The organism is Prevotella sp. AM23-5, from assembly GCF_003473645.1.
In the GTDB taxonomy this organism is placed as follows: domain Bacteria; phylum Bacteroidota; class Bacteroidia; order Bacteroidales; family Bacteroidaceae; genus Prevotella; species Prevotella copri_A.
The window spans coordinates 45,599-61,331 of the sequence record NZ_QUCG01000019.1 but is presented as its reverse complement, the minus strand read 5'-3'; the positions used below and the strand labels follow the sequence as shown (position 1 = coordinate 61,331).

At 47.0% G+C, this 15,733-nt stretch carries 14 protein-coding genes; 6 read left to right on the top strand and 8 right to left on the bottom strand.

The window, feature by feature from the left end:
* Positions 1-161: 161 nt before the first annotated feature.
* Complete coding sequence (locus DW657_RS06700; RefSeq protein WP_118311901.1) at positions 162-2,366, bottom strand: sodium-translocating pyrophosphatase; 2,205 nt, start codon at positions 2,364-2,366, stop codon at positions 162-164.
* 229 nt (positions 2,367-2,595) lie between these two features.
* Here DW657_RS06700 and DW657_RS06695 point away from each other — a divergent pair, with 229 nt between their 5' ends.
* Complete coding sequence (locus DW657_RS06695) at positions 2,596-3,936, top strand: MATE family efflux transporter (RefSeq protein WP_118311900.1); 1,341 nt, start codon at positions 2,596-2,598, stop codon at positions 3,934-3,936.
* 85 nt (positions 3,937-4,021) lie between these two features.
* Here DW657_RS06695 and DW657_RS17715 read toward each other — a convergent pair whose 3' ends face one another.
* The 5 genes from DW657_RS17715 to nusB all read right to left on the bottom strand — a co-directional run bounded on the left by DW657_RS17715 (position 4,022) and on the right by nusB (position 7,539).
* Complete coding sequence (locus DW657_RS17715) at positions 4,022-4,471, bottom strand: DUF5606 domain-containing protein (RefSeq protein WP_153128383.1); 450 nt, start codon at positions 4,469-4,471, stop codon at positions 4,022-4,024.
* A gap of 35 nt (positions 4,472-4,506) precedes the next feature.
* Positions 4,507-5,082: a dephospho-CoA kinase gene (coaE, locus tag DW657_RS17710; protein WP_158577326.1), complete on the bottom strand. Its 576-nt coding sequence runs from the start codon at positions 5,080-5,082 to the stop codon at positions 4,507-4,509.
* A 30-nt stretch (positions 5,083-5,112) separates the two neighbouring features.
* On the bottom strand, positions 5,113-6,084 hold the full coding sequence (locus DW657_RS06685) for a CdaR family protein (RefSeq protein WP_118311899.1): 972 nt from the start codon (positions 6,082-6,084) through the stop codon (positions 5,113-5,115).
* Positions 6,085-6,102: 18 nt separating this feature from the next.
* Complete coding sequence (yajC, locus tag DW657_RS06680) at positions 6,103-6,420, bottom strand: preprotein translocase subunit YajC (RefSeq protein ID WP_117662985.1); 318 nt, start codon at positions 6,418-6,420, stop codon at positions 6,103-6,105.
* A gap of 111 nt (positions 6,421-6,531) precedes the next feature.
* A complete protein-coding gene (gene nusB / locus DW657_RS06675; protein ID WP_118311898.1) occupies positions 6,532-7,539 on the bottom strand; it encodes a transcription antitermination factor NusB in 1,008 nt (335 codons plus the stop codon).
* Between the two features lie 309 nt (positions 7,540-7,848).
* Here nusB and DW657_RS06670 point away from each other — a divergent pair, with 309 nt between their 5' ends.
* The 4 genes from DW657_RS06670 to DW657_RS06655 all read left to right on the top strand — a co-directional run bounded on the left by DW657_RS06670 (position 7,849) and on the right by DW657_RS06655 (position 10,323).
* The gene (locus DW657_RS06670; protein WP_118311897.1) at positions 7,849-8,454 is read left to right on the top strand and encodes a 50S ribosomal protein L25/general stress protein Ctc; all 606 of its coding nucleotides are present in this window, start codon (positions 7,849-7,851) and stop codon (positions 8,452-8,454) included.
* 49 nt (positions 8,455-8,503) lie between these two features.
* On the top strand, positions 8,504-9,076 hold the full coding sequence (gene pth / locus DW657_RS06665) for an aminoacyl-tRNA hydrolase (protein ID WP_118311896.1): 573 nt from the start codon (positions 8,504-8,506) through the stop codon (positions 9,074-9,076).
* A 10-nt stretch (positions 9,077-9,086) separates the two neighbouring features.
* Entirely contained in the window at positions 9,087-9,509 is a 423-nt protein-coding gene (locus DW657_RS06660) for an RNA-binding S4 domain-containing protein (protein ID WP_118311895.1), read from the top strand.
* 283 nt (positions 9,510-9,792) lie between these two features.
* Positions 9,793-10,323: a porin family protein gene (locus DW657_RS06655; RefSeq protein ID WP_118311894.1), complete on the top strand. Its 531-nt coding sequence runs from the start codon at positions 9,793-9,795 to the stop codon at positions 10,321-10,323.
* A gap of 173 nt (positions 10,324-10,496) precedes the next feature.
* Here DW657_RS06655 and DW657_RS06650 read toward each other — a convergent pair whose 3' ends face one another.
* A complete protein-coding gene (locus DW657_RS06650) occupies positions 10,497-13,421 on the bottom strand; it encodes a TonB-dependent receptor (RefSeq protein ID WP_118311893.1) in 2,925 nt (974 codons plus the stop codon).
* A 276-nt stretch (positions 13,422-13,697) separates the two neighbouring features.
* On the opposite strand from DW657_RS06650, the gene aroB reads away from it, so the two are divergent.
* Entirely contained in the window at positions 13,698-14,744 is a 1,047-nt protein-coding gene (gene aroB / locus DW657_RS06645; RefSeq protein ID WP_118311892.1) for a 3-dehydroquinate synthase, read from the top strand.
* Here the strand turns inward: aroB and DW657_RS06640 are convergent.
* Entirely contained in the window at positions 14,731-15,729 is a 999-nt protein-coding gene (locus DW657_RS06640) for an AMP-binding protein (protein WP_118311891.1), read from the bottom strand. The two genes, aroB and DW657_RS06640, sit on opposite strands and share 14 nt — an antisense overlap.
* Between the last annotated feature and the right edge of the window lie 4 nt (positions 15,730-15,733).

Sequence of the window (15,733 nt, the reverse complement as noted above, 5' to 3'; positions counted from 1 at the left end):
TAAATTATAGTGTTGCGGAATTAAGGAAGGGAAAAAATATTTTTCCTTAAGGGAAAGTTTTTCTTTCCTTAAGGGTAGTTTTTTGGCATAGAAACTTTGTAAAGTTATTTACTAAAGCGTTCAAAATCTTCTCCTGTGTTTTAAGACCTTAAACCTCAGTCTTACAGGAAGGCAATGGTCAAACCTGCCATCACGATACTTACCATCGACATCAGCTTGATGAGGATATTGAGGGATGGACCCGAGGTATCCTTGAACGGATCACCAACGGTATCACCTACAATCGTAGCCTTGTGATTCTCACTACCCTTGCCTCCGAAGTTGTCCTCCTCTATCATCTTCTTGGCATTATCCCATGCACCACCAGAATTGGACATGAAGACGGCAAGCGTGAAGCCGGCTGCAAGTCCGCCCGTAAGAAGACCCAAGACTCCAGCTACTCCCAAAACCAGACCTACTACTATCGGAATGATGATGGCAAGCAAGGACGGAATAATCATCTCACGCTGAGCACTGCGCGTACTGATCTCCACACATCTTCCATAATCAGGCGTAGCCTTGCCCTCAAGGATTCCCTTGATCTCACGGAACTGGCGACGTACCTCCTGAACCATAGATTCAGCCGCACGACCTACAGCTCCCATCGTCAGTCCACAGAACAGGAAGGCTGCCATCGCTCCCAGGAAAGCACCCACCAGCACCTTCGGATTGATGAGATTCACCTGGAAGAAATTGATGAAATCGATGGTAGTGGCATTCGATGGGTCAAAGATGTTTCCGGCTGCATCCACATACTGCTTGCCATTCTCTACCGCACGAATCATGGCTATCTTGATTTCCTCAATGTAAGATGCAAGAAGCGCCAAAGCAGTAAGGGCTGCAGAACCGATGGCAAAGCCTTTACCTGTGGCAGCAGTGGTATTGCCAAGTGCATCGAGTGCATCGGTACGTTCACGCACCTCCTTACCCAGTCCGCTCATCTCCGCATTACCTCCGGCATTGTCGGCAATAGGACCGTAAGCATCCGTTGCCAGGGTGATACCCAGCGTTGACAGCATACCCACGGCTGCAATACCTATGCCATAAAGTCCTACGCTGATAGACTTGGCAGAGAGCGACATATCAAAACCATTGGCACAGAGATAGCTGAGCATGATGGCTACGGAGATGGTAACCACAGGCACCATGGTAGAGATCATTCCCGTTCCTATTCCCTTGATAATCACCGTGGCAGGACCCGTCTCTGATGCCTCGGCAATCTTCTGGGTTGGTCGGTAGCTCTGCGAAGTATAATACTCCGTAGCCTGACCGATGATGACCCCAGCCACCAATCCACTGATGACAGAGAATGAGAGTCCGAGCCAATTCTCGATACCCAGAAGATATAATATAATAAAGGTAGCCACGGCGATAAGACCGGCACTGACATTGGTACCTAATCCCAGGGAATGGAGCAGATCCTTCATGGATGCACCCTCCTGGGTACGAACCAGATAGATGCCGATGAGCGAGAGGAAGATGCCGATGGCTGCTATGACCATAGGAGCGATGACGGCACGGAGCTGCATATCGCCGTTCATGGCAAAAGCGGTAGCTCCCAGGGCAGCTGTAGAAAGAATGGAACCGCAATAGCTCTCGTAAAGGTCGGCACCCATTCCGGCAACATCGCCCACATTATCTCCTACATTATCGGCAATGGTAGCCGGATTACGGGGATCATCTTCAGGGATGTTCGCCTCCACCTTACCCACCAGGTCGGCTCCCACATCGGCTGCCTTGGTATAGATGCCTCCACCTACTCGGGCAAAGAGAGCCTGGGTAGAAGCACCCATGCCGAAGGTAAGCATTGTGGTGGTGATGGTAACGAGGGCGGTTGCCTCGCCGGCATATACGGCGTTCAGAACAACAAACCAGATGGCGATATCGAGCAGACCGAGTCCTACCACGACAAGTCCCATCACGGCACCGCTGCGGAAGGCTATCTTCAATCCCTTGTCAAGTCCTGTACGAGCCCCATGAGCTGTACGAGCCGAAGCATAGGTAGCCGTCTTCATACCGAAGAAGCCTGCCAGTCCGGAGAAGAGACCACCCGTAAGGAATGCGAACGGAACCCACGGATTCTGCACTTTCAGTACGTAAGCCATGAAGGCGAAGACGATGGCGAGCACCACAAAGACGATGGTCACCACCTTATACTGCTGCTTGAGATAAGCCATCGCACCTTTTCTTACATGCGCCGCAATCTCTTTCATTCTGTCGGTTCCCTCATCTTCCTTCATCATCGAACGGAAGAAGAACCATGCCATACCCAATGCTACAACGCTGGCTATCGGGATGAGCCAAAATACTAATGGAATGTTGTTCATAACGGTATAATTGTTTTTGGTTTATAAATCTGATTGTCAGTTGATTGATAATGCAAAAATAGTACTTTTATCCGACAACTCCAAATAAAAGGAAGAAAAAATCTTTTTCTGAATGAAAAATTTGGTAGTTACTGAATAAAGCAGTAACTTTGCACATCCAAACGGAAGTTCAGAACATCAAGAAAAAGATTAGTAATTAAAAAGCAATATAAACAACCATAGTAAAGCAATGACAATGCACAAGAAACATCATTACCGCGAACTGCTCTCGATAGGATTTCCTATCATCATCGGACAACTGGGAACCATCATCCTGGGATTCGCCGACACGCTGATGATCGGTCATCACAGTACTCCCGAACTGGCGGCAGCAGGACTGGTAAACAATATCTTCGGTCTTGTATTCGTATCCTATATGGGATTCACCTACGGACTCACCCCTATCATCGGCAGACTCTACGGAGAGGAACGTACCGACGTCATCGGTCAGAAGGTACGCAACTCCTTCCTTGCCAACATGCTGACGGGAGGCATCTTCACCCTTGCCCTCATCCTGCTCTATCTCAATCTGGCACATATCGGACAGCCGGAGGAACTGCTGGAGCTTATCCGCCCTTACTTTCTGGTGAATCTGGCATCAGTGCTCTTCATGGGAATCTTCTATACCATGAAGCAATTCCTCGACGGAATCGGACAGACTAAGGTGGCGATGTGGGCGATGATAGGCGGTAACATCGTGAACATCCTGGGCAACTGGGTGCTCATCTACGGTGTGGCTGGCTTCCCGGAACTGGGATTGCTCGGAGCTGGAATCTCTACCCTGGCAAGTAGAATCCTGATGGCGCTGGCGATGGTAGGAATGGTAGTGACCTGCAGAAAATTCAGAACCTACAGTTATGACATTGTACACAGTTGCGTAAACAGGAAGGATTTCAAGGAGATGAACCGACTGGGCTGGCCGGTGGCTCTCCAGCTGGGTATGGAATCGGCTGCTTTTACGCTGAGTTGCGTGATGGTAGGCTGGCTCGGCACCATTCCATTGGCAGCTCACCAGGTAATGATTACCATTTCGCAGCTCTTCTACCTCGTGCTCTCGGGTATGGCAGCAGCCATGGCCATCCGTGTGAGCCACTTTATGGGGCAGAAAGACTATGCCGCCGTTCGCCTCAATGCCTACGACGGATTCCGACTGAACCTGCTGTTCTCGCTCTGCATGGGTCTGCCGGTACTTCTGCTCCGCCACCAGATAGGCGGATGGTTTAATGATAACGTAGAGGTACAGGCGTATGTAGCTACGCTGATTATCCTGATGATGGTTTATCAGTTTGGCGATGGTCTGCAATACACCTTTGCCAATGCGCTTCGAGGCATTGCCTGCGTGAAGCCGATGGTGCTCTATGCCTTCATCGCCTATTTCGTCATCTCATTGCCATTGGGTTATACCCTCGGTTTCCCTTGCGGCATGGGATTGCTGGGCATCTGGATTGCCTTCCCGTTCGGTTTGACCATTGCCGGCGAAATGTATCGAAGAAGATTTGAGAAGGAACTGAAGAAGATAGAAAAGAAATAAATAAACCAAGTCGCCCTGAAAGGGCAAAAGCTTTGAAATTGAAAGCTTTTGCCCTTTCAGGGCGACCTTTATATACCCATGAATCTTACTCAGCAACCTGCTCAGCACGATCATCTACATTCTCACCCTCTGTTGGAGCAAGAGTAGCCTTGAAATCTGTGATACCATACTTAGCGAGGATGTTGTACCACTGGAGGAGCTTCTTGATGTCGCTGTCGTGTACACGGTCGCGATCGTAGTTAGGAAGAACCTCAGCGAAGTAATCGTGAAGCTCAGCAGCAGGAGCCTTCTTGTAGTTGAAAGAACTTGGCTTGCCCTCTTCCTTCTTGCTTACGCTGTCGAGTACCTCCCACAATGGCACCTCGTCTGCATCTGTGTACATAGCGATGTCACCAAGGCTGGTTACACGGTCTGTAGCGAAAGCTGGTACACGCTTGTGAGTTTCGTCGAGAGTCTCAACGATAAGAGTTCTGTTACCTCTTGATACCAATTTGTAAAGGCCTGGCTTGCCTGCAATTGAAAGAATTGTTTCCATTGTCTATTATAATCTATTTTTATTTTTTAATATGATCAATTATCTGATGGATTGAGCAGATTGAGCAGATGCACTACCTGCGCTTCTACATCCCTCACCCCATCATTCACGATTTCATAATCCGAACGGGCTATCAGCTCTTCCTGCGGCATCACGGCATCTATCCACTGCTGCGCCTTCTCCTGAGAGATATGATCGCGCTGTATGATGCGCTGCAGACGAACGGCAACGGGAGCCGAGACACATACCACCTTATCGAAATGGGTACGACGTTGGAACCCACTATCGAAGAGGATGGCACTCTCCATCCAGTCACAGTCGCTCTGCTCGAAATCACGAGCCACTGCGGGATGCACCACATCGTTTACCGCCTGCTTGTTTGCCTCGCCTGTCAGGATAAACTGGGCAAGCACCGGTTTCTTCAAGATACCGTCGGCACTGTACACCTCCTCGCCGACCAACTTCTTCAAGCCCGCCTGCAAGTCAGCATCCTGCCTCATCAACCGCTTAGCCCCGGCATCGCAGTCGTAAACCCTGATGCCGTGCTTCTCCAGGATTCTGCACACATAGCTCTTTCCGCTACCTATGCCCCCCGTTATAGCTATCTTCATACCAATGAATTGTAAATTATAAATTATCAATCATAATTGCTGTTCCAGCAGATAATCCACCGTTTCCATTTCCAGCGACGCCTTGCTTACCGAACGAGGCACACTACGCAACTGCAGGGTACACTTATCTGAAGGATTGTCAGCGATTTCATTATAATCCACTACCACCGTAAACTGGCTAGGCTTGATGGTTCTGAAGAGACTAGCCCCGATGGTAAACTTCACCGACACCTTGGAAGGAAAGGTTCTGAGCACCTTATCGGGTGGCATATTGATAGCCGTAATCGGAACATCCACCGTTTCCTCGGTCAGGATATCCGGATACACAGCCAGTCGAACCATATCAGGCATTACCTTCACGCCTCGAATCTTCTTGATGCGCACATTTTCCCGGATGGTATCCTGGAGATTGCGGTAATAGAAAGGTACGATCTCTACAGCCTTGACCTCATCGAGCTGTCGCTTGTTGGCATATACGGTAACCGTAGAAGGGAAAAACTCGGTATGCGCCAGATAATAGCTCTTGCTGGTCGTAATCTTTCCCCTGAACACCACCGGCACCTTCTTGGAAGCACCATAGGTGAAGTAGAAATCAAACTTGCCCGGCTTTACCTGCAGGAGTTTGCTCGAACCATAGAGCTGCGAGAGAATCTGCTTCTGGACATCAGCTACCGGAATCACACCCTGTCCCTCTGTTTCATCTGCATAGTTGTTAAACTTGAAATTAAGCGGACGGAAAGCATAGGTTATCAGAGTGAATCCCTTATCACGCACCGTAATACGCACAGTATCAGGCAAATCTCCTGTTATCACCGCATTACGTGGTGTTCCCACCAGGCGCATAGGAATCTTATATTCCCTCTCCATGGTCTCATTGAGCGTCATCATCAACCAGAAGGCGCCACTGAGAGCGAGAAAGAACAAAAAAATCAGAAACTCCTTATTCAGGCCACTGAACAGGAAGTTTCTGACAGCCTTCAATATGTTTCCAATACTATGCATCAGAATTCTATGAATAGACTACTGTGCGTTAGGAGTCTGGCTAGCTGCGTCTGCGAAAACGTAACCCTTAGCAACAGTGATGACTACGCCACGTGCAATCTCTACATCTACCGTATTAGCCTGGAGATCTACACGCTTAACAGTGCCATACACACCACCGCCAGTAACCACCTTTGTACCTTCTGCCAAAGAATTCTGGAACTTACGTATCTCTTTCTGCTTCTTCTGCTGAGGACGAATCATGAAGAACCACATGATAGCGAAGATAGCTACCATCATAATGAGGAAACTCATACTGCTACCACCAGCAGCAGCCTGCAATACTAAATTTGTCATGTCTTTATTCTAATTGATTAATGTTGTTTATTCTTGAATATCACTATATATTATCGAAAGTATTCATATATATAATGTACGCGCGTACATTACATATACACTCTCTATACATTAGCCTTCCTTATGTCCATGAGGTCCATGAGGTCCATGGTGACCACCCTTGCGCTCAGGCAACTTCTTCTGGATCAAGCCACGAGAGATGAGGAAGCGGGCGATGGTATCGAGCATGCCGTTTACATAGCCACCACTGCGAGGAGTACTATAGAGCTTGGCAAGATCTACATACTCATTGATGGTAACCGTAGCAGGAATGCCAGGGAAAGTCATCAACTCGGCAATGGCAATCTGCATGACTACTACATCCATATAAGCCAGGCGGTTGAAATCCCAGTTGCGGCAAGCATCGCCGATATAGTGCTGATAAGCATCGCAGTTGAGCAATGTAGCACGGAAGAGCTTGCGGGCAAAGTCGCGGTCCTCTTCATCCTTATATTCCGGAAGCAATTCCTGATCAGCCTTGCTGGTTGGCTCGAAGCGCTTGATGGTCTTCAGCACGAAGGTATCGATGATATCCTTGTCATCATTCCAGTAGAGGCTTTTCTCCTCGAGCAAAGCATCGAGATCATCATTGTTCTGAATGAAGGTCTTGTAAGCACGGCGCCAGAACTCGCGGTCGTATGCATAATCGGTAAGTTCCTCCTTATGATCCTTGGTCATGGAACCGTCAATATAGCTGGCATAGAGATCGCTGGAGACGATGGCAGTATAAATCTTGCGTACTGTTTCGATATCCTCTTCCCAAGAAGACTTCTTCACATCAGCCCAGTCGGCGAGCATCTTGTTCTCTTCCAACTGCACGGCAAATCTATTGTATGCGAATCTTGAAGAAGGCTCAGGAGCACCCTCACGCTGAGCACGAGCCACCTCTACCTCATAGCGCTTCTGTGCCTCCTGGGTGAGAGCTACAATGAGTTGCAACATATAGTTGTACAAGTCATACGACTTAGAAAGAGCAAACAACAGCTCCTTTTCAGCATTATCAATATTATGATTGCTGTTCTGATAGTATGCGTAGGTTAACTGCACAATCTTACGTCTTATCAAATCCCTATTAATCATTCTCTAATAATTTAAAAGATTTATTTATATAATTACCTAAAACAGTGCAAATTTACATATTTAATATATAATATGCAAGAAAAGGGGCAATAATTTCTATTTTTTTAAGGTTAGGAGATGAGTTTTATATATTTAACGGGCATTTTGGAGAAAATATCGCCCAGAAATTTGCATATTCCAAATAAAAGTAGTAATTTTGCAACCGCTTTACGAGAAACACTCGCGAGGCATGCTTCAAACAAAGCTAATCCGTGTGATGGCGAGTTAAGGCAAAATTATTTTTTAACAACTTAATTTAGAGTAACACAAATGAAAGAGATTAATGTAACAGGTCAGAAGCGTACAGACCTTGGCAAGAAAGCTTCTAAGTCATTGCGTAAGGAAGGTTTCATCCCATGTAACCTTTATGGTGAGAAGAAGGATGCAAACGGTGCTCCTGAGGCTTTGTCTTTCGCAGTTCCATTCACTGAGTTGCGTAAGATCATCTACACTCCTCATGTATATGTAATCAACCTCATCATCGACGGTGAGAGCCACACAGCTATCATGAAGGAGATCCAGTTCCACCCAACAACAGACGCTCCTCTGCACGTTGACTTCTACGAGGTGAACGATCAGAAGCCTATCACTATCGGTATCCCAGTTAAGTTGGTAGGTCTTGCACAGGGTGTACGTGATGGTGGTCGTATGAACCTCTCTATCCGTAAGATCAACGTTACAGCTCCTTACCAGGTTATTCCTGAGCACCTCGATATCGACGTTACAGAGTTGAAGATTGGTAAGAGCATCAAGGTAGGTGACCTCTCATTCGAGGGTCTCGAGTTGGCTACAAGCAAGGCTGTTGTAGTTTGCTCTATCAAGATGACACGTAACGCTCAACTCGCTGCACAGGCTGCTGCTGAGGAGGAGGCTTAATCGATAGTCATCAAAGATTTTACGAACCTGAGTAAAGCATTATCAAACATTGGATAAATATTTGATTTGTGGGCTTGGTAATCCTGGCGACGAATACGCTGATACCAGGCACAACACAGGATTTATGGTATTGGACGCTTTTGCTAAAGCGTCCAATATTCATTTTGAGGATAAGCGATATGGTTTCGTTGCCGAGACTACGCTCAAGGGAAGAAAGATTATCCTGCTGAAGCCTACCACCTTCATGAACCTGAGTGGTAATGCCGTGAGATATTGGCTGAATCAGGAAAAGATTGACCAGAGCCGCCTCCTGGTGATCAGTGATGAGCTCGCCCTGCCTCTCGGCGCTTTCCGCCTGAAGGCTAACGGAAGCAATGGTGGTCATAACGGCTTGGGACATATCCAGCAGCTTATCGGTCAGAACTACGCCCGACTCCGTATGGGTATCGGCAACGATTATCCTCGTGGCGGACAGATAGACTGGGTACTTGGCAAATATACCGAGGAAGATATGAAGCAGCTTCAGCCTGCCATCGACCTGGGTGTGGAGATCATCAAAAGCTTCGTATTGGCAGGTATTGATATCACCATGAACCAATACAACAAGCTAGGAAAAAAATAGGAAGCCAGAAATGAAAGAATCAGCTAGAATAGACAAGTGGCTTTGGGCAGCCCGCATTTACAAGACTCGCAGCATTGCTGCCGATGCCTGTAAGAATGGCAGAGTAACTGTAGGCGGCGTAACCCGTAAACCCTCCTTCATCATTAAACGTGGCGACGTGGTGAGCGTGAAGAAAGCCCCTATCACCTACTCTTTTGAGGTACTCGACTGCATAGAGCAGCGTGTAGGAGCCAAAATGCTCTTCGGGGTCTATAAGAACGTGACTGACCCTAAGCAGTATGAACTGCTGGAGATGAGTCGCATCAGCGGATTCGTAGATAGAGCAAGAGGCACTGGTCGCCCAACCAAGAAAGAACGCCGTGCCCTGGATGCCTTCGTTGATCCAGCCATGTTTGGATTTGATGAAGAAGACTGGGACGAAGAAGAAGAATAAATAACCAAAAGAGGATATAGCATCAGTTATATCCTCTTTTTCTTTTCCCTAAAAGCCGATAGTTTGCAAGAAAAAGGGGATAATAATTTCTAAAAACATACGATATGGGAACAAATATGCTACATTTTGTAATATGATGGAAAATAAAGCTTAAAAAGTTTGGAGCGAATAGAGAAAACCTATATCTTTGCAACCAGTTATTTATGGTATCAGAGTATAAGCTGATTACCAACTTACTCAATCGTGAGTATTAACATACTATTAATTTTATAATTTAGAGATTATGAAAAAATTATTTGTTATGGCAGCTATGGTGCTGTCTTCAGTAGGTGCTTTCGCACAGCAGGCTGTAGGTACAACAACTATCCAGCCTAAGGTAGGTTTGAATGTTTCTACTATCGCAGACGGTGATTGGAAGGCAGGTTTCGCAGCCGGTGCTGAATTGCAGTATCAGGCTACAGATAAGGTAGGTCTTGCTGTCGGTGCACTCTACTCTGCTCAGGGAACAAAGTCTAACCATGTAACTTGGACTCCAGGATATATCAATATACCTGTAACATTGAACTACTATGTAGCTCAGGGACTCGCTTTGAAGGCAGGTATCCAGCCAGGTTTCATGGTTGCAAAAGATGACATGCCAGATGACGCAGTTAAGACATTCGACCTTTCTGTACCAGTAGGTCTCTCTTATGAGTACCAGAACTTAGTATTCGATGCTCGTTACAACATCGGTTGCACAAAGGTATTCAAGCACGCAGATAAAGGCTACAACAACGTAATCCAGATTACTGTAGGTTACAAGTTCACTCTCTAATCAGGGAAATGAAAATAGCGATTCCCCTCGCTATTTAACATAGAAAAGAATTATCCCCGCTCCTCATTGCGAAGAGCGGGGATTTCTTTTGTCATACCTATTTTATTTTCTCTAAGAAAATCCTTCTTTGCCAGAATATTTTTTATCTAAATATTCTTTATCTAAACATTCCTTTAGAATATTATGGCACCAGGACGACCGGCACGGAATGAACGACCATGGAAATCAGGACGACCGCCAGGACCACCAGGACCACCCTGACGTGCCTGCTTGCCTCCAAAGAGATTCAGGCGATATACCACATGGAGCATCGCATAACTGTTGACTGCATTATACTCGGTATCTGTACGGGATGTAGCAGAGATAGCACGAGAGAAGGTGCTCTGCTGACGAAGAATGTCATAGAACTGGAGCATCACGGTCAGCGGCTTGCCCTTCAGGAAGCCCTGAGAGAGCTGCGCATTCCATACAAACTCATCCGTATTCATGCTGCTATCGCTATAACCGCGGCGGCTGCTGATAGAGAGGCTTGAGTTCAGGCTGGTGCCCCAAGGGGCTGTAAGCGTCATGCTAGGACCATAAGAGAACTGCCAGGTATCAAGGTTGCTGTTTGGCTGCAACTTGTTCTTGGCATGGTTATAATTCAATGTTCCATCGAGCGAGAGCTCCAACCAGTTGTTGCGATAACTGAAAGAGAGGCGTTCTCTCCAAGTGGTGCTGCGGGTGGTGTTCTTCTGGGAATCTGACTGCTTGTCAAGACTCAGATAGCTCACGTAGTTGTTGTAACCCAAATTGGTGTCAGTATTCAGATTCCAGACTCCTGCACTGTCGATAGAGCAGTTGAACATAAAGGCTCCCATCACATTCCAGTTGCCATTGATATTCTCCGGACGGGTAATTCTTCCACCAGTCGTCTCATCGTAGGTCACCTTGTTGCTGATACTATTGTTGGTGGTAGAGAAGTTGATGAAGGTCATGACACCCTTGTTGTGGTTCTGCACGAAGTTGTTGTAGAACAATCGGAAGTTCTGAGTAAACGATGGCTTCAAGCCAGGGTTACCCTTCGAGATGTTCAGCGGGTCGCTGTTGTCGGTGATATCAAGCAACTGTGAGATGCTTGGCTGCGAAGTGGTACCACGATAGTTGATTCGCAGGTTGCTCATCTTGGAGAAGCGATAGCGGAAATCGAGCGTTGGACTTACATTCACCACATTGCGAACTGTATCTACATGCACTCCCTGATAATCCTGAATATACTTAGACTGCTGTGGCTGAACCATCACACCGAAGTTCAGGTTGTACTTCTGACGGATGAATCGCATCATCACCTGGATATCATGATTGTAGTTGCGATACTCTGAGAAACGGCTCAGCTCATCATCCTTGTAATCATTGAGCTGACCAGCGAACGGATTCAAGTAGCTGTCCCAACCACGATAATTATGATCACCACTCATCGCATACTTGCTGAAATCATAGGTGCTGCGGTCGCTCTTGGAGTAGCTGTAAGTAAACTTATAGCTAAACTGCAGGAAGGTTGCCTTCCAGAGTGGCTCACTATAGGTCAACTGTCCCGCATAACTGTAATTCTTCGAAGGAGTCAGGTTATAGCGGTTGGTCTGATAAGTAGAATCCTTACCCTCCGCTGTCTGCACGAGATAGAGCTTGGCATTGTTGAGCGAGATGCTCTTGCTGTCCTTATCCGTATATTTGGCATCCACACGGAAGGTGATGTTGCGTCCCTTGTTGCCCAACTTACGGTTTACCTGCAGCATACCACGCACATTATTGCTCTCGGAATAACTGATTCCCTGGGAAAGCTGTCTGTTCACCATAGCATCCGCCTTGTCCAACTCATCGATACCTTCCTCAGAAAGAGGGTCTTTGGAGGTAATGGTGTAAGGATCCTTGTTATAGGAAGCCGACTGGCTGCCACTCAAGCCATCACTGGTACTCCAGGAGATGGAAGGACGGAAGAGGATATTGGTCATGGAATCAGGCATCCACTCCAATCGGATGTTACCATTCCAACTGTTGCTGCGGGAGAAATTCTGGCTCAGGCTATTGCTGAAAGAGCTGCTGCTACCCATGAAGTTCTCACTGGAACGACGGCTCCATACATCGCCATCGCTGTGATTCCAGCGAAGAGAGGTATTGAACTTGAACTTATTCTTCAACTCATAGTTATAATTGGCACCTATCATCTTGCTGGCATTCAAACCATTGGCACCGCCCCAGAATCCTCTGCCAGGGCCACCACCGAATCCTCGGTCGCTGGTATTATTGGCATTGGCAAAAAGCATGAATCGGTTGTTATCATTGAAGTAACCACCCATACCACGCATATTGTAGCGGCTCTTGTTACCCACACCCAGGTCGATATTGGAAATCACACCCTTGTTCATACCCTTCTTCACACCGAAGTCGAGCACGGTCTGCTCCTCGCCGTCATCAATTCCGGTTACCTTAGAGAGATCACTCTTCTCATCGTACGCCTTAATCTTGTCGATGATGCTGGTAGGCAGGTTTTTCAGGGCAGTCTTGGTATCGCCCGTCATAAACTCCTTGCCATCCACGAGAATCTTCTTCACTTCCTTACCGTTGATCTTGATGGTACCGTCGTCGCTGACCTCTGCACCCGGCAGACGCTTGACGAGTTCCTCAACCACCGAACCTTCCGGTGTGCGGTAAGCAGCCGAATTATAGACGAAGGTATCCTCCTTCAGGTTCACCTTCTGAGCCATGGCGGTTACCACGGCACCCTTCAGCATGATGGCATCAGCACCGAGAACCACATTGCCCATCGCCAGATTCTTGTCATCAGAAATCTCGATACGCTTTACGGTAGTCTTGTAACCTACACTCGACATTTTGAGTAAATACTTGCCATTGGCAGGAGCCTTGATATGAAAGAGGCCCTGCTCATTGCTGAGAGCACCCGACACATAGGTACTGTCTGTCTTGAGTAACTGAATCGTTACCTGTTCTACGGGATCCTTGGTATCACGGTCGGTAATCACACCGGTAATCAAGCGATCCTGAGCAAAAGATGCCATGGTTACGAACACCAGAAGCATCATCAGAATAGATCTTTTCATTAATTATAGACGTTATTATTATTTCTTACTTATATATTTGACTTACTTACATGATTAGACCCGATAAAAGCGCAATTGTAAAAAACACATGTTCTTTTTGGGGCATTCTGCTTCTTTTGACGCATAAAATATATCAAGGTTTAAACTTTTATAGATAAAAAAGTGCTTTTTATTTTGTTTTGTCTCTGATTTAACGTACCTTTGCAAGCGAATTTACAATGAGTTGCCCACAAAAGGTGACTCTGAAAGTCAGTTTCTTTTAAAAGTATATATGTTATGAATCAGAGAGTAATCATATCAACCCATCTGGAGAACGAACTGGTAAGCGCTCTCTCAGAATGCGAGCACGACAAGCTGTTTGTGCTTACAGATACTACCACACAGGAATTGTGCCTTCCGGTTTTGCAGAAATTCTACTGCATGAAGGAAGCCAAGGTGATAACGATTCCGGCTAGCGACAGTCATAAGGACATCGAAAGCCTGATGATGGTATGGAAGGGACTGCAGGAAGGTGGCGCTTCACGTCACTCTTGCATGATCAACCTCGGAGGCGGTATGGTAACCGACCTCGGCGGTTTTGCTGCCAGCACCTTCAAGCGCGGCATCAACTTCATCAATATCCCTACTACCCTGCTGGCGATGGTAGATGCATCTGTGGGTGGAAAGACCGGCATCAACTTTGGAGGTTTGAAGAATGAGGTAGGTGTTTTCAACGATTCTAAGTTCGTGATTCTCGACACCGAGTTCCTGAAGACCCTGGATGCCGAGAATATCTGTTCGGGCTATGCCGAAATGCTGAAGCACGGTTTGATTTCTACCGAGGCGATGTGGGAAGAGCTGGTAAGCTTCGACCTTGCCACCCCTGACCTGAAGCAGTTGCAGCGTATGGTGGGCGACATCGTGAAGGTAAAGGAGCGCATCGTGGAACAGGATCCTCATGAGAAGGGCATCCGCAAGGCTTTGAATCTGGGACATACCTTCGGTCATGCCTTCGAGAGCTGGGCGCTGAAGCGCAAGCCTATCCTTCATGGTTATGCCGTGGCATTCGGTCTCATCCCTGAGCTTTATCTCAGTGTGGCAAAGACAGGATTCCCAACAGAGAAGATGCGCCAGACCGTGACCTTCATCAAGGAGAACTACGGTACGCTGAATATCACCTGCGATGACTACGACGAGCTGATTGAGCTGATGCAGCACGACAAGAAGAACCAGAATGGCATCATCAACTTCACCATGATGGGAGCCATCGGAGACATCCGCATCAACCAGACCGCTACAACAGAAGAAATCAAGGAAGCACTCGACTTCTTCAGAGAAGGATAGATCGCTTCGGCTTTCCGGTTTCGGTAAGCGGAAGATGATCTACATGAAGGAATTCCCTTGGAATCCAATATTTATGATCAGATAAGAGGCGGCGGATAGTCGCCTCTACTGTTTTTATCTCTTTGTCCTCTGACAAGAGAACGGCGATTTCTCCAAACTTTTCATCTTTCTTCTTGGCAAGCATGAAAGGCTTTTCCAGATGAGGTTTCAGAAATTCTTCTACTTCTTCTATCTGAATCTTGATACCACCGCTGCAGATTACATTATCCTTTCTGCCCTTGATTCGGAAACGAAGTTTTTCCACCTTATTATATATATAAGGCTCTATCTCAACGATATCATTCGTTAACAAGGTTTCTGCACAAACCAGAGGAGCATCGATGACGAGACAACCTTCTTCGGTCTGACTGATTTTCACGCTATCAAAAGGCTGATACCATTCGCTAGCCTCAGCGCCATTGATTCTTCGCAAGGCGATATGAGATAAGGTTTCGGTCATGCCGTAGGTGCTCCAGATAGCGATATTGCCAGGAAGCGAACGGAGTTCTTTTTCTAAAGATGCATCGATGGCACCGCCTCCGATAATCAGATGACGGATATGGCTGAGTCGCTCCCGCTCCTCAGGAACCAGCAGGGTATTATATACCTGCATCGGAACCATGGCAGCAAAAGTAATTTCGCCATTTACCTCCTTGAGATTCACATCCTTGAGCGGATGACCACTAGGAGAAACAGAAATAAGATGGAGATGGCGCTCGATACTGCGCACCACCACCATCTTACCTGCGATATAATCAAGCGACATACAGAGCAAAGCGCTATCACCAGGCTTCAATCCCAAGAAATCACAAGTAATGCGGGCGGAGTTGAGCATTCGCTTCTTCTCCACCATCATCGGCTTGGGCTTTCCCGTGGAGCCACTGGTATGCACCAGTACCCGGTCGCTATCGTTATTCCATTCAGAAAAGAAATCTTCTAAAGTCATAATT